Source organism: Xanthomonas sp. 60 (assembly GCF_011761925.1).
Window position 1 is genome coordinate 82,416 of record NZ_JAASQW010000005.1, and the last position, 17,937, is coordinate 100,352.

The 17,937-nt window shown below is 67.4% G+C and carries 15 protein-coding genes; 4 read left to right on the forward strand and 11 right to left on the reverse strand.

The window, feature by feature from the left end; all coding sequences use genetic code 11:
* Positions 1-26: 26 nt before the first annotated feature.
* The gene (locus FHY09_RS11690) at positions 27-1,244 is read left to right on the forward strand and encodes an ATP-binding protein (RefSeq protein WP_166927059.1); all 1,218 of its coding nucleotides are present in this window, start codon (positions 27-29) and stop codon (positions 1,242-1,244) included.
* Between the two features lie 51 nt (positions 1,245-1,295).
* Here the strand turns inward: FHY09_RS11690 and FHY09_RS11695 are convergent, their stop codons facing one another.
* On the reverse strand, positions 1,296-3,068 hold the full coding sequence (locus FHY09_RS11695; protein ID WP_166927060.1) for an EAL domain-containing protein: 1,773 nt from the start codon (positions 3,066-3,068) through the stop codon (positions 1,296-1,298).
* A gap of 6 nt (positions 3,069-3,074) precedes the next feature.
* Entirely contained in the window at positions 3,075-5,174 is a 2,100-nt protein-coding gene (locus FHY09_RS11700; protein WP_166927061.1) for a PAS domain S-box protein, read from the reverse strand.
* 152 nt (positions 5,175-5,326) lie between these two features.
* Here FHY09_RS11700 and FHY09_RS11705 point away from each other — a divergent pair, with 152 nt between their 5' ends.
* Complete coding sequence (locus FHY09_RS11705) at positions 5,327-8,089, forward strand: EAL domain-containing protein (RefSeq protein WP_166927062.1); 2,763 nt, start codon at positions 5,327-5,329, stop codon at positions 8,087-8,089.
* A gap of 147 nt (positions 8,090-8,236) precedes the next feature.
* Here the strand turns inward: FHY09_RS11705 and FHY09_RS11710 are convergent, their stop codons facing one another.
* The 6 genes from FHY09_RS11710 to FHY09_RS11735 all read right to left on the reverse strand — a co-directional run bounded on the left by FHY09_RS11710 (position 8,237) and on the right by FHY09_RS11735 (position 12,543).
* A complete protein-coding gene (locus FHY09_RS11710; protein WP_166927063.1) occupies positions 8,237-8,380 on the reverse strand; it encodes a hypothetical protein in 144 nt (47 codons plus the stop codon).
* 159 nt (positions 8,381-8,539) lie between these two features.
* A complete protein-coding gene (locus FHY09_RS11715) occupies positions 8,540-9,730 on the reverse strand; it encodes a methyl-accepting chemotaxis protein (protein WP_166927064.1) in 1,191 nt (396 codons plus the stop codon).
* 138 nt (positions 9,731-9,868) lie between these two features.
* Positions 9,869-10,483, reverse strand: a complete 615-nt coding sequence (gene hflD / locus FHY09_RS11720) for a high frequency lysogenization protein HflD (protein WP_166927065.1) — start codon at positions 10,481-10,483, stop codon at positions 9,869-9,871.
* Entirely contained in the window at positions 10,480-11,619 is a 1,140-nt protein-coding gene (mnmA, locus tag FHY09_RS11725) for a tRNA 2-thiouridine(34) synthase MnmA (RefSeq protein ID WP_166927066.1), read from the reverse strand. The genes hflD and mnmA overlap by 4 nt, the downstream gene beginning before the upstream one ends.
* Complete coding sequence (locus FHY09_RS11730) at positions 11,616-12,077, reverse strand: NUDIX hydrolase (RefSeq protein WP_456362791.1); 462 nt, start codon at positions 12,075-12,077, stop codon at positions 11,616-11,618. The genes mnmA and FHY09_RS11730 overlap by 4 nt, the downstream gene beginning before the upstream one ends.
* A gap of 1 nt (position 12,078) precedes the next feature.
* Positions 12,079-12,543: a hypothetical protein gene (locus tag FHY09_RS11735; protein WP_166927068.1), complete on the reverse strand. Its 465-nt coding sequence runs from the start codon at positions 12,541-12,543 to the stop codon at positions 12,079-12,081.
* A gap of 108 nt (positions 12,544-12,651) precedes the next feature.
* Between FHY09_RS11735 and clpS the strand changes: the two genes are divergently transcribed.
* Both clpS and clpA read left to right on the forward strand, forming a co-directional pair.
* The gene (clpS, locus tag FHY09_RS11740; RefSeq protein ID WP_166927069.1) at positions 12,652-12,978 is read left to right on the forward strand and encodes an ATP-dependent Clp protease adapter ClpS; all 327 of its coding nucleotides are present in this window, start codon (positions 12,652-12,654) and stop codon (positions 12,976-12,978) included.
* A 341-nt stretch (positions 12,979-13,319) separates the two neighbouring features.
* Complete coding sequence (gene clpA / locus FHY09_RS11745) at positions 13,320-15,602, forward strand: ATP-dependent Clp protease ATP-binding subunit ClpA (RefSeq protein ID WP_166927070.1); 2,283 nt, start codon at positions 13,320-13,322, stop codon at positions 15,600-15,602.
* Positions 15,603-15,746: 144 nt separating this feature from the next.
* On the opposite strand, the gene infA is transcribed toward clpA, so the two are convergent.
* The 3 genes from infA to FHY09_RS11760 all read right to left on the reverse strand — a co-directional run bounded on the left by infA (position 15,747) and on the right by FHY09_RS11760 (position 17,935).
* Complete coding sequence (gene infA, locus FHY09_RS11750; protein WP_005409596.1) at positions 15,747-15,965, reverse strand: translation initiation factor IF-1; 219 nt, start codon at positions 15,963-15,965, stop codon at positions 15,747-15,749.
* Positions 15,966-16,050: 85 nt separating this feature from the next.
* A complete protein-coding gene (aat, locus tag FHY09_RS11755) occupies positions 16,051-16,791 on the reverse strand; it encodes a leucyl/phenylalanyl-tRNA--protein transferase (RefSeq protein WP_166927071.1) in 741 nt (246 codons plus the stop codon).
* 10 nt (positions 16,792-16,801) lie between these two features.
* Entirely contained in the window at positions 16,802-17,935 is a 1,134-nt protein-coding gene (locus FHY09_RS11760) for a GNAT family N-acetyltransferase (RefSeq protein ID WP_166927214.1), read from the reverse strand.
* Between the last annotated feature and the right edge of the window lie 2 nt (positions 17,936-17,937).

Sequence of the window (17,937 nt, forward strand, 5' to 3'; positions counted from 1 at the left end):
GCACTGTTTCTGCTGCCGGATCCACCGTGACTGCCACGCCTCTCCCGACCGTCCTCCTTCCGCCGCAGCCGGTGCTGCAGGCGCTGGTCGCACCCCTCCGCGAGGGGCTGCTGCTGTTCGCCGATGATGACCGCACGCTGTTGGCCAACCCCGCGGTGCAGGCCATGCTCGGCGGGGAGGCCGATGATGAGGACGGTGCCGCGCGCCGTCTCCGCAGCCTGTTGCCGGCCGACGCACTGGCCCAGGCACGCGACCATGGCCAGTGGAATGGCAGCCTGGTGATGGCCGAAGCCGTGGTGATCGCGCAGATCTTCCACCAGCGTGACGAGGGCCGTGGCTGGTACCTCGGCCTGTTCCGGCAGATCGAGGGCCAGGAGGATTACGAACGCGAACTGCAGCAGCGTCACGCGGAACTCCGCCAGGCCTACCTGCGCCTCAACGGCGCGCAGGAGAAGCTCCTGCAGTCGGAGAAGATGGCCTCCATCGGCCAGCTTGCCGCCGGCGTGGCCCATGAGATCAATAATCCCATCGGTTATGTGCATTCCAACCTGGGCAGCCTGCAGGAGTATCTGCGCAGCCTGTTCACCGTGATCGAGGCCTACGAGCGTGCGCTGCGCGCACCGGATCCAAAAGCCCTCATCCCGGAAATCGATGACATCCGCGATCGGCTGGACATCGATTTCATCAGCCGCGATCTGCCGCAGCTGATGGCCGAATCGCGCGAGGGCATTGAACGGGTGACCCGCATCGTGCGCGACCTGAAGGACTTCTCGTACTCCGGCCGCGATGAATCGTGGAAGCTGGTCGACCTGCATGCCGGGCTTGAATCGACGATCAACATCATCTGGAACGAGCTCAAGTACAAGGTCGTGCTGGAGCGCGAATTCGGACAGCTGCCGCTGGTGGAGTGCCTGCCCTCGGAGCTCAACCAGGTCTACATGAACCTGCTGCTCAACGCGGGCCATGCCATCGCCGAGCGCGGCACGATCACCGTGCGTTCGGGCGTGGACGGGGAGTACGTATGGGTCGAGTTCCAGGACACCGGCGGCGGCATTTCACCCGAACTGCGCCAGCGCATCTTCGATCCCTTCTTCACCACCAAGCCGGTGGGCAGTGGCACCGGGCTCGGACTGTCGATCTCCTACAGCATCATCAACAAGCACAACGGCCGGATCGACCTGGAAAGCACCCCGGGCGTGGGTTCAACCTTCCGCCTGGTGCTGCCGATCAAGCAGCCGCGCTGAGCCGAGGCCGGGCATGGCCCGGCCAGCACCTCCCTGGTGCCGCCCTGCAGCTCAGCGCGGCACGCCCCGCGCGCCCGCGCCCAGCAGATCCGCCGGCAGTGCGCCGCCGTTGCTGCGCCGCTGCTCCTCGTACGTACGGAAGGCCTGGTGGATGTGCTTGCGCAGCTCATCATCGTTCCACGGCTTGGTCAGGAAGCGGTAGATCGCTCCCCGGTTGATCGCATCGGTCACCGTGTTCAGATCCGTGTAACCGGATAGCACCAGCCGGATGGTGTCCGGGTAGAGCATCTTCACCCGGCCCAGGAACTCGGTGCCGCTCATGTCGCTCATGCGCTGGTCGGACAGGATGACCTGCACATCGTTGATCGCCAGCAGGTCGAACGCATCGCGCACATTGCCGGCCGCCAGGATGCGGTAGCCGTCGCGGCGGAACAGGCGTACCAGTGAACGCAGCACGTTCTCCTCATCGTCCAGCAGCAGCAGCGTGCGGTCCGGGCGGGTATCGGCGAACGCCTCCGGGCGCAGGTAGCGCCGGCGCAGCGTCATGCCGGCCGCATCGGCCGACATCGGTTCACCGAACAGGTACCCCTGGAACACATCGCAGTCGTTGCGGCGCAGAAAGCCCAGCTGGGCCTGCGACTCCACGCCATTGGCGATCACCGTCATGCCCAGCTGGTGACCCATGGCGATGATGGCGCGGGCGATGGCCGCCTCGCGGTTGCCCGCCGGGGCGCTCTTGATGAAACTGCGGTCGATCTTCAGCTTGTCCACCGGGTAGCGCACCAGCGCGCTCAGGCTCGAATCGCCGGTGCCGAAGTTGTCCAGGCTCAGGCTGATGCCTTCGTCGCGCAGGTTGACCAGGGTTTCGTGCACGAAATTCACGTTGTTGGTCAGCGCGCTTTCGTTGATCTCCAGCGTCAGCATCGCCGCCGGCACACCGGTCACGCGGATCAGCTCGATGACCTCGGCGAAGAAGTTCGGTCGCAGCAACTGCAGGGTGGACACATTGACCGCGATGGTGAAATCGTCGAACCCCTGGTCGCGCCACAGCCGTGCCTGCCGGAGCGCACCTTCCAGCACCCAGGTGCCGATCTGCACGATGATCCCGAGCCGCTCGGCGGTGCGCATAAATCGCTCCGGCACCAGCATGCCCAGCGTCGGCGACTGCCAGCGCAGCAGCGCTTCCATGCCGACCACATGGCCATCGCGCGCGCTCACCAGCGGCTGGTAGCGCAGCTTGAGTTCGCCATTTGGAATGGCATCGATGATCTGGCGCGCGATGATGCTTTCGCTGTGCGCGCTGGGCGGCATGTCCAGCGCGTGGATGCGCACCGCATTGCCGCCCTCGCGCGCGGCCTGGTGCAGCGCGTCCTCGGCGTGATCGAGCAGCCGCGTGGCCGTGCCCGCATGTTCCGGGCACAGGCTCACGCCGACCTTGCCGGTCATGAAGAGCGTATAGGGCAGCACCGAGAGCGGAAGTTCGAGCTGCTGGCGGATTTCCTCGGCCAGGTCTTCCGGCAGCGGCACCTCGGGGCCACGCGGCACGGCCAGCAGGAACTCGTCGCTGCCATGCCGCCACAGCTTGCCACGCCCGCGCAGCCAGCCGCTCAGGCGTTGGGCGATCAGGACCAGGGCCTGGTCGCCGACCTCGGCGCTCATGTTTTCGTTCACCGACGCGAAATGGTCGATGTCCACGTGCATGAGCATCATCGGCGTGCCACCGGAAGCGGCTTCGCCGACCATCGCCTGCAGCTCCGGATTTGCAGCACCCAAGCGCTCGGGTGCCTGGTCGATCGGGGCCAGCGGCAGGCTCGTATTCCACATGTGCACTCAGCGTTCCAGGTCGTGGGCCGGCGTGGCGCCGGCCTGGTAGGGGAGATGGACCGACACGCACGTGCCTTCGCCGTGTGCCGATTCGATCCGCAGCTGCCCGCCCACGCTCTGCGCACGCTCGCGCATCACGATCAGGCCAAGGCCGCGCGGTCCGTCCGGGTCGAAGCCTTCGCCATCATCGTGGATCTGCAGGCACAGGCCTTCACCGTGCTGGTCGCGCAGCACCAGCTCGACCTGGCTGGCACGCGCGTGCCGCAGCGCATTGGTCAGGCTTTCCTGTGCGATGCGGAAACAGGCCTGTTCGATGTCGTTGGCCGGCCGGCGCGGCAGGCTGTCGATGCGCGCCAGCAGCTCCACCGGCGAGGCGCGGAACAGCACCCCGGCCTGCCAGCGCAGCGCGGCTTCCAGTCCGAGCGCATCCAGCTGGGGCGGTCGCAGCAGTGTGGAAAGATCGCGCAGCTTGGCCACGCTGGAATCGGCCAGGGTCACGATCTGCTGGAGATCTTCCGCGCGCCGCACCGGGTCGTCCTCATCCAGGGCCGCCCACGCCGAGAGCTTCATCGCGGTGATGGCCTGGCCGATGTCGTCGTGCAGGTCGCGCGAGATCGCGCGGCGCTCGTCTTCCTGCAGCGAGAACAGGCGTCCTGCCATGGCCTGCAGTTCGCGGTTGCTGCGCTCCAGCGCATCGCGGGTGCGTTCGCTTTCGCTGAGGTCGCGCACGATGAGCAGCTGGCAGTCGCGGCCCCCGTAGCGCACGTCACCCAGCACGATCCCGGCCTGGAAGCGGCGCCCGTCGCGGCGCTGCATCTCCAGCACCAGGGAGTGGCCATCGCGCGCCGCCGCAGGACCCTGCAGCAGCTGCCGCAGGTGCCGCAACCCGCTGTCCGGCAACAGCCCCTGCAGCGGTTCACCCAGCAGGCTCTGGCCCCCATGGCCGAACAGGTCCACCGCGAACGCGTTGGCATACAGCACGTGTTCGGCTGCAAGGATCACCACGCCATCGGGCAGCACGCGCACCAGCTCGCGGAACTGGTCTTCGCGCTCGCGCAGCAGCCGTCGCGACTGCTCGCGCTCGGTCACGTCCTGCAGCGTGCCGAGCACGCGTGGCCGACCGGCCTCGTCGACGCCGCTCTCGGCACGCAGGTGCACCATCACGGCGCGCCCGTCGGCGGCACGCAGGGGCAACAGCACATCCAGATGCACCGGCTCGCCCGATCCGATGGCATCCAGCAGCTGGCTGGTCAGGCCGGCAGTGGCCGTGTCGGCCGGGACCAGCAGGTCGCCAAAGGGGTGCCAGCGGACCGTGCCGGGCGCGCGGTGGCCGAGCAGGGCATACACCTGCGGTGCGTAGCGGCCTTCGCCCGTGGCCGGGTCGACCTCCCAGGCACCGATCCGGGCCAGTTCGTGCGCTTCTTCCAGGCGTGCCAGCGCCTGGTCGCGGCGCTGCAGCGCCTCGTCCTCGGCGGTGCGATCGATGACGATCAGCAGCCGCGCCTCACGGCCATCGTAGTCCAGTGCGTTGCTGCGCAGTTCCATCTGCCGCAGGCGGCCATCGCGCAACTGCAGCTGGGCGCGCAGCACGCAGGTCTGGTCGGGTCGCTCACGCAGCTGTTCGAGCCTGCGCTGCAGCGCTTCAACGCCCTCGGACGGCCACAGCGCCTCGATCGAACGACCCAGCAGCTCCGGACGCTCCCAGCCGAACATCGCGCAGGCCGCAGGATTGACGTCCAGGATCTCGGCACTGTGCAGGTCATACACCAGGATCGGCCCCGGGTTGCCCACGAACACCTGCCGGTGCCGGGTGTCCGACGCCGCCAGCAGGTCATGTGCCTGCAGCACGTGCGCGCCGAGCGGACGCAGCAGCAGGTACAGCACCAGCGCGCTGGCGGCCACGAAGAACAGCCCCTTGGCGCTCTGCCACCAGGCAGCGGTGTGCGGGTCGGGAACCAGCGCCTGCACGGCCAGGTCGGTGCTGGCGATCCAGGCCACGGCCAGCAGCAGGAAAGCCAGGACGACGCGGCGCCGGTCACGGCGCAGCATCCGGGCAAGCAGGCGGGTATCGGGGCGTGACACGTCGGCGTTCGATTCCGGGGACATGGGAGACGGGACGGCGTTCGCGTGCGGGAGGATCTGTCGACGCATAGTACCGCGCGGGTTGCACCCCCGGTGCGCAGGCCCTCAATAATCCGTCCGGCAGGCCGCTAACGATTTCGTTCCCGGCTGTCGGGAGCGTTACCGGAGCACACCGCGTGAACCAAGGGATCATCGCCAGCCTGTTGCAGCATCCGCTCGCTTCGGCACTGGTCATTCTTGATCGGGAAGGGCGCCCGCTGGCCGCCAACCCGGTGGCCCGGCAGTACCAGTTGCCGCAGGCAGCCACCGCCTACCGCGACCTGCTCGAAGACATGCGCCTGCTCGCCGCCGACGGGGGCACCGTGCCATGCAGCCTCCCCGGCGGTCCGCAAGGCCGCCACGATGGCTGGCTGCGCGCTGTGCACGATGAGGACGGTCACCTGACGGCCTTCACGCTGAGCGTCCCGGAGCCGGCCGCGGGCCATTCCGGCGAAGGCTGGGAGCTGGCACTGGAAAGCGCCGGCCACGGGCTGTGGGACTGGAACGTGGGCAATGACCAGATCCTGCGCTCGCCGCGGCTGGGTGGCAGTGGCGAGCTGCAGGAGGCGGGCGGTGCACTGCTGGACCGGGTCCATCCCGAGGACCGTCCGGCGGTCCGCGCCGCCGTGCAGTCGCACCTGCTGGGCGAAACCGCGCAGTACAGCGCCGAGTTCCGGGCCCGCCAGGCCGATGGCGGCTGGCGCTGGGTCCTGGACCGCGGCCGGGTGGTCACCCGCACCGCCGATGGCCAGGCCCTGCGGATGGTCGGCACCCACACCGATATCGAACAACAGAAACAGCTGGAGGCCCGGCTCCAGGAACAACAGCTGCATCTTTCCGAAGCGCAGCGCATCGCCAGCATGGGCAGCTGGTCCTGGGATCCGCACAGCCGCGTCTTCCGGTGGTCTCCTGAACTGCTCGCGCTGCTCGGCGGAGGCCTGTCCACTCCGGGCCAGGCGCGGAACTGGCTGCGTCGCGTGCCAGCGCGCTCACGCGGCGCGCTGCGGCTGGCCTGGCGCCGTCTCGGCCGTGACGGCCGGCCGACGCATCTTGAACTGGAACTGCGCGGCGCGTACGGCGCTGCCCCGATGCAGCTGCGCGTCTGGATGCAGCCCCTGCAGGACGCCGACGGCCGCGTGCAGCGCGTGCTCGGGCAGGTGCAGAACATCAGCGAGCAGCACCAGACCGATGCGCTGATCCGCTGGCGCACCGAGCTGCTCAACCGGATCTCCGCCCTCGGCCGCATCGGTGGCGCCGAGATCGAAGTCGGCAGCCGGCAGATGCAATGGACCGAGGAGTGCTACCGCATCCATGGCCTGCGCAAGGAGCCGGTCACGCTGGACCAGGTGCTGGCCATGTACACGGATGAATCGCGCTCGGCCCTGGAGGCCGCCCTGGCACGCATCGCCGAAGGCGGCCTGCCCGAGCAGCTGGACCTGTGCTTCTATCGGCAGTCCGGGGTGCGCGTGTGGGTCCAGGTGCTGGTCGAGCTCGACCGCCGCGACGGCCTGCCGGCGCGCTTTGTGGTGCTGTTCCGTGACATCACCCGCGAGCGTGAGGCCAACGAGCGCATCGAACTGCTGGCTCATTACGATCTGCTGACCGGCCTGCCCAACCGCATGCTGCTGCGCGAGCAGACTGCCGAGGCCATCGCCGAGGCGCGCGATCGTGGCACCGCGCTGGCCATGCTGTTCATCGATCTGGACGGTTTCAAGACCATCAACGATACGTTCGGCCACGCCACCGGCGATACGCTGCTGAAGTCCGCGGCCGCGCGCCTGCACCAGGGGCTGCGCAACAGTGATCTGTTCGGACGTTTCAGTGGCGATGAGTTCATCGTCGTACTGCGCGACCTGGCCGAGCCCGAAGATGCCGGGCATGTAGCGCGCAAGCTGATCGCTTCGCTTGGCCAGCCGCTGCAGCGCGGTGATTCCACGCTCAAGGTCGGCGCAAGCGTCGGCATCGCCTTCATGGAAGAGGGGCGCGAAGATTTCGAGACGCTGCTGCGCGCCGCCGATGCGGCCATGCACGCGGCAAAGGAAGCAGGACGTAACACCTACCAGTATTACAGCCAGGACGCGCTGAGCCGCATCCAGCGCCGCCTGGAGCTTGAGCAGGCCCTGCTGGGCGCGATCGAGCGCGAGGAGTTCAGTCTGGTGTACCAGCCGCTGATGCACACCGACGCCGACGAGCCACCGGCCATCGAAGCGTTGCTGCGCTGGCATCGGCCGGGCAGCGGTTACTGCAGTCCGGCGGAGTTCATTCCCATCGCTGAAAAGTGCGGTGAGATCGTGCGGATCGGTGATTGGGTGCTCAACGAGGCGTGCCGCCAGGCCGCGGCGTGGGATCGCGCCGGACTGGTGTTCGATCGCATCGCGGTGAACGTGTCGGCGGTGCAGCTGCGCGAGCGCGGTTTCGCCGAGCGGGTGATCGAGATCTGCCACGCACAGGGCCTTTCGCCTACGCGCCTGGAACTGGAACTGACCGAGTCGGCGCTGATCCAGGACACCGAGGTCCTGCGGCACTGCTTCGAAGTGCTGGACCGCCATCGCGTGCCATTGGCGGTGGATGATTTCGGCACCGGATTCTCCAACCTGCATTACCTCAACCGGTTCCCGGTGGGGCGCCTGAAGATCGATCGCAGTTTCGTGCAGGGCATGCTGCACGATAGCGGCACCGCCGAGGTGACCCAGGCCATCGTGCATCTGGGCCACGCGCTCGGCATGAAAGTGGTGGCCGAAGGCGTGGAGACCGCACAGGAAGAGGACATGCTGCGCCGGCAGGGCTGCGACGAGATCCAGGGCTACCTGTACTCACGTCCCCTGGTGCCGCGTGACCTGGCGAGCTGGCTGCGCCAGGGCATCCAGATGAGTCGCCTCGACGCCCCCGTACTGTCCTGACGCCGGGCGCCCGGTGGGCGCCCGCAGGTGATGCCGGGCGTTGCCCGGCCGCCCCATCCGCTGCCGATCGTGTCGCCAGGCCCGGCCCAGTGCCGTGCCGCCTGCCAATCCCGTTGCGGGCCAGCCCCCGGTGCTGCGCGGGCCGGCTCAGCCGATCAGCGAGACGTCCAGCCCGAGATCCCACGCCAGGCTCGCCAGCGCCGGGTCCATGCCGGGCGAGGCGTCCGGCGCGGACGCGGCTGCTTGAAGCTCTGCCAGCTCGCGCCGTGCCAGCGCTTCGAGCTGTGCCAACTGTGCGCCCGCCGAAACCCGGGGGGGCGTGGCTGCCCGCGCGGGCGGGGCAGGGACCACACGCAGCGGGTCAAGGGAGACATCGCGCCCCTCCGGACATGCAAAGGCCCCGAGCAGGTCGGGGCTTTGCACACGGCGGGCGACATTCGAATCCACCGGTCAGAACAGCTCGACTGTCCCGGCACCCATGCTCTGCTGGGCCACCGGCTTGTGCGGCGGACGTTCCCATTCCACGCGCATTTCGCGCAGGCGCGAACCGGTGCGCTGCAGCGCCACCACCATCTCTTCATCCATCACGCCGCCATTGCGGTGCAGCAGTTCCTGCAGGCTCATGGCTTCGCGGTTGATCGCAGTCAGGCGATCCAGGTGCACATGCACGCCGCCCAGGGACTGCGTGGCGATGTCCTCGAACTGCAGCGCGCGCACCGCTTCGGCCACGCTGGCGTCGATGGCGCGGGCACACTCGGAGACCTCGCGCATGCCATCGCCGAGCGACGCATTGATCTGGGCCACGCTGTCCACCATGGCAGCCGCCTCGTGGCGCGCCTCGCGGGAGCGGTCCATGTCACGCGACGCCATGTGGGAGACGGTCTCGCGCACCTTGGCGATGGCGTCCTTGGAGCTGTGGGCCAGCTTGCGGATCTGCTCGTTGAACGTGGTCGAGCGTTCGGAGAGATTGCGTACCTCGTCGGCCACCACCGCAAAGCCACGACCGGCCTCGCCGGCACGTGCCGCTTCGATGGCCGCGTTCAGTGCCAGCAGGTTGGTCTGATCGGCAATGGACTTGACGTCTTCCAGCAGCGCGAAGATGCCATCCAGGTGCTGCGCCATCTGGTCGATGTGCTGCACGGTGTTGCTGCTCTGGCCGCTGACCTGCTCGAGGGCCTCCACCAGCTGTTCCATCTGGTGGCTGGCGTGCTGGGCGAAGCGGGCCACGTCCAGCCCGGCCGGGCCGTCTTCTCCGGCGCGGTCGACGATGCGGGCCAGCGCCTGGTTCTGCTGCCGCGACTTGCGGTTCATCGCGTCGAAACTGCCGCCCAGGCCGGCCACGGCCTGCCGGATCAGATCGCGGGCGCGTTCGATCTCGCTGCGCGAACCGTCGATCTCGGTGCCGACGAAGCTGCGCAGTTCGGTGAGCAGCTGGTCCTGCTCGCGCAGGATGCGGGTGTGTTCGGGTGAACGCTGTGCCTGTGCACGGGTTGACCACCAGGCGAAGCCCAGCCAGCTGAGGGTCATCGTGGTCAGCACGGCCCAGCGCAGCGCGGCGGGCCAGTCCAGCGCGAACGCCAGGGGGAGCAGCAGGGTCAGCACCAGGGGTGCGGCCAGACGGATGATGATGCGTGAGTACATGGACGTTCTCGGGAGGTGCACGGTTGATGTATCGGCCGTACCCCGATTCTCTTTAGCGCCCCCGCAGGGCGGCGCACGCACGTTCAGGCGCGCGCTGGCTGCGGGCCTCGCCCCGCGGACGGCGGGTGCTGGGTGGGCTCAGCGCAGTGCGCGGTCGATCGCCTCGACCATGGCCTTGCGACCGAACAGGAAATCCCAGTAACCGCCGCCCAGCTGGCGCCAGAGCACCGCCGAACGCACGGCCGCCAGCAGCAGCGCACGGATTTCCGCGACCACGCCCGGCTGGCCGAGATAGTGCGGGTTGCCCTGCACCATGACCCGCGGTTTGAGGTGGCTGATGGTATCGGCGTAGATGCCGCCGACGGTTGCCAGCACGTCCGGATGCGCGCTGTCCTCCAGGCGCCGGGCCTCGGCGGCAGCGCGGGCCACGCCCTGCGCCACGCGCTCGATGGTGTCCGGCTCGCTGACGAAACGACGCTCCAGCTGCAGCACGGCCAGCGCCAGCTTGGGCAGGATGGGATCCTGGCCCTGGTTGCGGAAGTAGTTGTGCAGCAGGCGCAGCCCCGGCTTCACTGCGTCCACGCCGCCGTACACGGCCTGTGGCGATGCCGCGTCGATGCGGAACACGCTGTCCATGGCCGTGCGCACTGCGGCCGCATCGGAGTGCCCAGTATCGGCGATGCGGCGCACCTGCTGCAGGGCCTGGGCGATGCCGGCAAGGGCGAGGACGCGGTCGTCGACAGTGAAACTCATGCAGCAGATACCTCGAAGGGGGAGGGGAGCGCGCGCAGGCGCTGTTCCAGGGGGGCGTCGGTGGCCGCGATCACGGCACCGCCCAGACAGACCTCGCCGTCGTACAGCACCAGGGACTGGCCGGGGGTGACGGCACGTTGCGGGCGGGCGAACACCACCTGCACGCTGCCGTCGTCGTTGACCGTGACCTTGCACGGTTCATCGGACTGACGGTAACGGGTCTGCGCCGTACATTCAAAATGACGGGCCGGCGGCGTTCCGGCGATCCAGTGCGCGCGCTCGCTGAGCAGCTGCGTGGACTGCAGGTAGGGGCTGTCGCGGTCCTGGTCCACGTACAGGGTGTTGCTGGCGATATCCTTGCCGACCACGTACCACGGCGCGGCTGGCCGCCCCCGCACGCCGCCGATGTTCAGGCCTTCGCGCTGGCCCAGGGTGAAATAGAACACCCCGGGGTGGCGGGCGATGTCCACGCCCTGCGGGTCGACGATGCGGCCTTCGCGCGCCGGCAGATAGCGGCCGAGGAACTCGCGAAAGTCACGTTCGCCGATGAAGCAGATCCCGGTCGAATCCTTTTTGGCATGGGTCGGCAGGCGCGCATCCCGCGCCATGCGGCGCAGGTCGCTCTTGTCGAGGTCGCCGATCGGGAACAGGGTGGCTGCCAGCTGCGCCTGGCCCAGCTGGTGCAGGAAATAGCTCTGGTCCTTGGAGTGGTCGGCCCCGCGCAGCAGCCGCCACTGCCCGCCCTGCTGGACCACGCGGGCGTAATGCCCGGTGGCGATGCGTTCGGCCCCCAGCTCGCGCGCGGCGTCCAGGAAATGCTTGAACTTCACTTCGCGGTTGCACAGCACGTCCGGATTGGGCGTGCGGCCGGCGGCGTACTCGTCGAGGAAATGCTGGAACACGCCCTGCCAGTACTCGCTGGAAAAGTCCCGGAAGTGGAACGGAATGCCCAGCAGGCCGCATACCGCTACGGCGTCGCGCCGATCATCCTCGGCGCGGCAATCGCCGCTGCCGTCCTCGGCCCAGTTCTGCATGAACAGCCCCGCGACCGGCTCGCCCTGCTGCACCAGGCGCCACGCGGCAACCGACGAATCCACGCCACCGGACACGCCGACCATCACCCGTGGCGTGCTCATGCGAGCTCCCGCACCAGCGCCAGCGGGTAACGCTGGCCACCCAGATAGTCGGCCACGACCTGCCATACCAGGGGGCTGCGCAGCGGCGTGGCCGCGCTGCGGAGCGCGTCCGGGGCCATCCACAACGCGCGCTCTATCCCGGTGTCCAGGGGGCGCGACGGATAATGCGCCAGCGTGCGCGCGGCATAGCTGAAACGCAGGAACGCGGTGCCGTCCGGGGCCTGCCACTGGTAGCAGCCGATGAAGGCGGTCAGCTCGACGTCCCAGCCGGTCTCTTCCCGCGTCTCGCGCACGGCCGCCTCGGCCAGGCTTTCGCCCGGCTCCAGGTGGCCGGCGGGCTGGTTCAGTACGGCCTTGCCGTCGATGCGCTCTTCCACCAGCAGAACGCGGCCCGCTTCGTCCATCACCACGGTGGCGACGGTGACATGCGGCGTCCAGCGTGGCGACGGTGTACTCACCTCAGAGCTCATCCTTGCCGGTGAGTTCCAGCTCCATCGCATCGGCGGTGCGGGTGGCGGCATCGATCGCATCGTTGAGCTGGTCCGCGCTGGCCTTCGCATCCACCTTGACCACGAACATGGCCGTGCGCTGCTGCTTCACCCATCCGCCGAGCTTGGCGTCCTGGGCGTCTTCCAGCAGCCGGTTGGCCACCGCCACCGGCAGCGCGTCGGTGGCGCTGGTGTAACCCGGCGACCAGACCTCGCGTACGGCGTGGCTGCCGAATTCCTCGACCGCCGAGCGTACGTACACCAGCTGCGTGCGGTCATTGTCCAGATCGAACACCATGCGGTAATCGCCGTCCTCATCCACCTCGAAATTGAAACCGAGCTTCTCCAGCTGGCGGCCGACGGCCTTGTCCGCCTCGGCCGCGGTGGACGTGCCGGCGACAGCCAGGAGGAGGGCGAGCAGAGCAGTCCGTTTCATGAGAGTCCTGTGAAAACAACGTAGGGAGGCGGCGAGCCGGTGGGCGGATTGTGACCGGGGCAGGGGCGCGGCGTCCAATCCGCCGCGGCAGGCGACTATAATATCCCGATGCCCCGCGAGCCCTCCCACGATTCCCATTCCGACCACGGCGTACTGCTTGATGCGGCCCGCCCCGAGGTCGCGCCGCCGCCGTTCTACCAGGTCATGCTGCTCAACGACGACTACACCCCCATGGATTTCGTGGTGGATGTCCTGCAGCAGTTCTTCACCCTGGATCTGGAACGCGCCACCCAGGTGATGCTCCACGTGCACACGCGCGGTCGTGGCGTGTGCGGGGTGTTCACCCGCGAGGTGGCCGAAACCAAGGTCGCGCAGGTCAACGAATATGCGCGCATGAACCAGCATCCCCTGCTCTGCACGATGGAAAAGGCCTGAGGCCAGCGCCGTCGGCGGTCACCGGCCTGCATCATGCATGGCCCACTGCGTTCCATCCCCCGCCGCATCCAGCGTCTTGATCTTCCCTCCCGCCCGCGCCATTGAATGTCGCAGGGCCTGGTGCGCGTGCCCATTGCGCGTCCAGGCGGCGTCGAAGGCGTTTTACCGGGCCCGTGACGCTGCTCTTCCAGCCCGGGGCACGGCCGGCGCGTAGGCTATCGTCATGCCCCGTGCAGGAGCGCCGCGCCACGCTAACGCCATCTGAACAACCGTTTCCGCTAGGGTGATGGAAAACGCGTTGTCAGGCCGCATATCGTTCTCAACTGCCGCCGGAGTAGAGCATGTTCAGTAAAGACCTCGAACACACCATCGGCCAGTGCTACAAGCGTGCACGTGAGGCCCGGCATGAGTTCATGACCGTCGAACACCTGTTGCTGGCACTGCTCGACAACCCATCCGCCCAGGCCGTCCTGAAAGCCTGCGGCGCCGAGCCCGAGCGGCTGCGCCAGGAGCTGGGCCAGGCCATCGAAGCCTCGGTCTCGCGGCTGGCCGAAGATGACGGTCGCGATACCCAGCCCACGCTGGGCTTCCAGCGGGTGCTGCAGCGCGCCGTCTACCATGTCCAGTCCTCGGGAAAGAAGGAAGTCACCGGCGCGAACGTCCTGGTGGCGATCTTCGGCGAGAAGGATTCGCACGCGGTCTACTATCTCAACCAGCAGGACGTGAACCGGCTGGACGTGGTCAATTACCTGTCCCATGGCATCGCCAAGCTGGGTGAAGACGGTGAGCAGCCGTCCGGCGCCGATCCGGAGGGTCGGGCCGAGGGCGGAGAGGGCGAAGGCAAGAGCGATGCGCTGGCCGAGTTCGCCAGCAACCTCAACGACGCCGCGCGCAACGGCCGGATCGACCCGCTCGTGGGTCGCGGTGATGAAATCGAGCGCACCATCCAGGTGCTGTGCCGCCGCCGCAAGAACAACCCGTTGTATGTAGGTGAGGCCGGTGTCGGCAAGACCGCCATCGCAGAGGGACTGGCGCGTCGCATCGTGGAAGGTTCGGTGCCCGAGGTGCTGGCCGACGCCGTGATCTATTCGCTCGATCTCGGCGCGCTGGTGGCAGGGACCAAGTACCGCGGCGACTTCGAAAAGCGCCTCAAGGGCGTGCTGACGGCGTTGAAGAAGCTCCCCAACGCGGTGCTGTTCATTGATGAGATCCACACCATCATCGGTGCCGGTTCGGCGTCGGGCGGCACCATGGACGCCTCGAACCTGATCAAGCCGGCGCTGTCTTCGGGCGAACTGCGCTGCATCGGTTCGACCACCTTCCAGGAATACCGCGGCATCTTCGAGAAGGATCGCGCGCTGGCGCGTCGCTTCCAGAAGATCGACATCGTGGAGCCGACGGTGGGCGAGACCTACGAGATCCTGCAGGGCCTCAAGCCAAAGTACGAGGCGCACCATGGCGTGACCTATGCCGATGACGCCCTGCAGGCGGCGGTGGACCTGTCGGTCAAGCATATCGGCGACCGCCTGCTGCCCGACAAGGCGATCGATGTGATCGACGAAGCCGGCGCACGTCAGCGCCTGATGCCGGAAGGCAAGCGCAAGGAGCAGATCGATATCGAGGAAATCGAGGCGATCGTGGCCAAGATGGCGCGCATTCCGGCCAAGCAGGTCACCGCCACCGACAAGGACGTGCTGCAGCACCTCGAGCGCAACCTGAAGATGGTGATCTTCGGCCAGGACCCGGCGATCGAGTCGCTGGCCTCGGCGATCAAGCTGGCCCGTTCGGGCCTGGCCAATCCTGAAAAGCCGATCGGCAATTTCCTGTTCGCCGGTCCCACCGGTGTCGGCAAGACCGAGGTCACCAAGCAGCTGGCCCTGCAACTGGGCATCGAGCTGGTGCGCTTTGACATGTCCGAGTACATGGAGGGCCACTCGATCAGTCGCCTGATCGGTGCACCTCCGGGCTATGTAGGCTTCGACCAGGGCGGGCTGCTGACCGAGAAGATCGTCAAGACGCCGCACTGTGTGCTGCTGCTGGATGAAATCGAGAAGGCCCATCCGGATATCTTCAACATCCTGCTGCAGGTCATGGATCGGGGCGTGCTCACCGACACCAACGGACGCGAAGCCAACTTCAAGAACGTGGTGCTGGTCATGACCACCAATGCCGGTGCCACCCAGGCCTCGCGCCGTTCCATCGGCTTCACCAAGCAGGACCATGCGTCCGATGCGATGGAGACGATCCGCCGCAGCTTCACGCCCGAGTTCCGCAACCGCATCGACGCCATCGTGCAGTTCCAGGCGCTGGGCTTCGACCACATCCTGCGGGTGGTGGACAAGTTCATCATCGAGCTGGAGATGCTGCTGCAGGAGAAGCACGTTTCGCTCTCGGCCACGCCGCTGGCCCGCGACTGGCTGGCCCAGCACGGGTTCGATCCGCTGATGGGCGCCCGTCCGATGGCACGCGTGATCCAGGACAAGGTGAAGCGCCCACTGGCCGACGAACTGCTGTTCGGCAAGCTGGTGAACGGTGGCCGGGTGACGATCGACGTGCGCGAGAACGAGCTGGTCGTCGAAGCGTTTGCCGAGCCGGAAAAGCGTCTTCCGGCCACGGTGGAGTAACGAGGATGCCGGGCCATGCCCGGCATTCTTCCCAGGATGCGCCGAGCCTGCCTCGGCCTTCCGTACGCAGTTCTTCAATCCCACGCACGCCAAAAGGCCAGTACGAAGACTGGCCTTTTCAACAGGCGCAACGCGCCGTACCGCTTACTTCATGCGATAGGTGATGCGACCCTTGGTCAGGTCGTACGGGGTCATTTCAACCTTGACCCGGTCACCCGTCAGGATGCGGATATAGTTCTTGCGCATGCGGCCGGAGATATGGGCAATGATTTCATGACCATTTTCCAGGCGGACGCGGAAAGTCGTATTCGGCAGCGTCTCACTGACGGTGCCTTCGAACTCGATGGAGTCGTCTTTCGACATGTAATCCTGTGCGGTTCAGAGAACGGCCACTGGGGCCTAAGCCGCAGCATTTTACGCACATTTTCCATGCATTGCAAAGATTGCGTTAACCGCCACCCACGTGCCGGACCGGCAAGGTGCCGACGCGTTGGGCCCAGTTTCCCTCCGGCCCCGGCTGCTGGACGGCCTGGCGGACATGGTCCAGGAACATCGCGCGCGCCATGGGGACGGCCCCCATGCGCCGAAGGTGCGGATTTTCCACCTGGGCATCGAGCAGGGCGACGTCCCAGCCGCGCAGGAGCGCTGCCAATGCTGCCAGCGCCACCTTGGAGCCGCCGCTGCGGGCGCTGAACATGCTCTCGCCGAAGAACATCCGGCCGATACCCACGCCGTAGATGCCGCCCACCAGCAGGTCCCCGTCCCAGACTTCCACCGAATGCGCGAACCCCAGCCGGTGCAGTTCGTCATACGCGGCCAGCATGCCGGCCCCGATCCACGTGCCGTCCTGTCCTGGCCGGGGCGCCTGTGCGCAGGCCCGCACGACGTCGACGAACGCCGTGTCGGCGGTGATCGTCCAGTCCAGGCCGCGCAGCTGTCGGCGGAACCGCGATGAAAGGTGCACGCCATCGGTCTGGAACACCATGCGCGGGTCTGGCGACCACCACAGGATCGGTTCGCCTTCACTGAACCATGGAAAGATGCCGCCCGCGTAAGCATTGAGCAGCCGTACCGGCGTCAGATCACCGCCCACGGCAAGCAGGCCGTCCGGGTGACGCAGCGCGGATTCCGCCGGCGGGAACGGCGCCTTGGGGGCGTCGTCGAGTCGCCACGGCAGGCGCCGGGTCACGGGTGTGGCCTCATGCCGCGCCACCCTCGCCACGGAACGGCGAATGCGTGTTCAGGACCGCCTCGTAGCGGTCGATTTCCCGCCGCTCCTGCGCACACCAGGGCGCCAGGGCGCGGGCAAAGTCCGCATCGGCAATCCAGTGCCGGCTGCGCACGCGCGTGGGCAGAAAGCCACGGGCCAGTTTGTGCTCGCCTTGGGCACCGGGTTCGAAGTGGCACAGGCCTTCGCGCAGGCAATAGTCGATGCCCTGGTAGTAGCAGGCTTCGAAATGGAGCCCGGGCAGGGCAGTGCCGCCCCAGTAGCGGCCGTACAGCGTGCTCCCACCGCGCAGGCACAGCGCACCGGCGATCAGCGCGCCCTCGTGCTCGGCCAGGAACATCACCAGCCCCCGGCCCAGCCGGTCGGCCAGATGGCGCAGGAACCCCGCCGTCAGCGCTGGCGCGTTGCCGTATTCCAGGAAGGTCTGCAGGTAGAAACGGTACATCGCCTCCAGATCGGCAGCGCTGGCCTCATCGCCATGGACGACGCGGAACTGGATGGCCTGGCGGCTGATCCGTGCGCGCTCCTGGCGGATGTTCTTGCGCCGCTTGTGATTCATGGCGGCAAGGAAATCCTCGAAGGTCTGCCAGTCACCGGGGTTGTGCCACTGGAACTGGATGTCCTCGCGCAGCAGCCACTGGCCGCCGAATATCCCGTCTTCCTGCGGGAGGTGGAAGTTCACGTGTGCCGAGGACACGCCCAGCTGCGGCAGTGCGTTGACGAGCGCAGGCAGCAGGGCGGAACGCGCCGTTTCACGCACCGCCAGCAGGCGTGGGCCGGTGACCGGCGAGTAGGGCACTGCGCCCAGCCACTTGGGGTAGTAATCGCGGCCGTGCTGGGCGTAGGCATTGGCCCAGGCATGATCGAAGACGAACTCGCCATGGGAGTTGTGCTTGAGATAGCCGGGGATGGCGGCCACCAAGGTGTCGTCCTCCCACAACGTGAAATGCTGCGGTTGCCAGCCCCAGTCTTCGCGCAGGCACCCGTGGGCCTCCAGTCCGGCCAGGAATGCGTGACTGATGAACGGGTTGCGCTGGTCATGCAGGGCATCCCAGTAGGTCGCGTCGATCGATTGCAATGATGAAAGGAAGCGGGGGCTGAGCATGC

Bases quoted from the DNA above. Each gene is read 5' to 3' on its own strand.
- clpA (WP_166927070.1), top strand. From the start codon at position 13,320: ATGTTCAGTAAAGACCTCGAACACACCATCGGCCAGTGCTACAAGCGT.
- hflD (WP_166927065.1), bottom strand. From the start codon at position 10,483: ATGAGTTTCACTGTCGACGACCGCGTCCTCGCCCTTGCCGGCATCGCC.
- infA (WP_005409596.1), bottom strand. From the start codon at position 15,965: ATGTCGAAAGACGACTCCATCGAGTTCGAAGGCACCGTCAGTGAGACG.
- FHY09_RS11695 (WP_166927060.1), bottom strand. From the start codon at position 3,068: ATGTGGAATACGAGCCTGCCGCTGGCCCCGATCGACCAGGCACCCGAG.
- FHY09_RS11715 (WP_166927064.1), bottom strand. From the start codon at position 9,730: ATGTACTCACGCATCATCATCCGTCTGGCCGCACCCCTGGTGCTGACC.
- mnmA (WP_166927066.1), bottom strand. From the start codon at position 11,619: ATGAGCACGCCACGGGTGATGGTCGGCGTGTCCGGTGGCGTGGATTCG.
- clpS (WP_166927069.1), top strand. From the start codon at position 12,652: ATGCCCCGCGAGCCCTCCCACGATTCCCATTCCGACCACGGCGTACTG.
- FHY09_RS11735 (WP_166927068.1), bottom strand. From the start codon at position 12,543: ATGAAACGGACTGCTCTGCTCGCCCTCCTCCTGGCTGTCGCCGGCACG.
- FHY09_RS11700 (WP_166927061.1), bottom strand. From the start codon at position 5,174: ATGTCCCCGGAATCGAACGCCGACGTGTCACGCCCCGATACCCGCCTG.
- FHY09_RS11760 (WP_166927214.1), bottom strand. From the start codon at position 17,935: ATGCTCAGCCCCCGCTTCCTTTCATCATTGCAATCGATCGACGCGACC.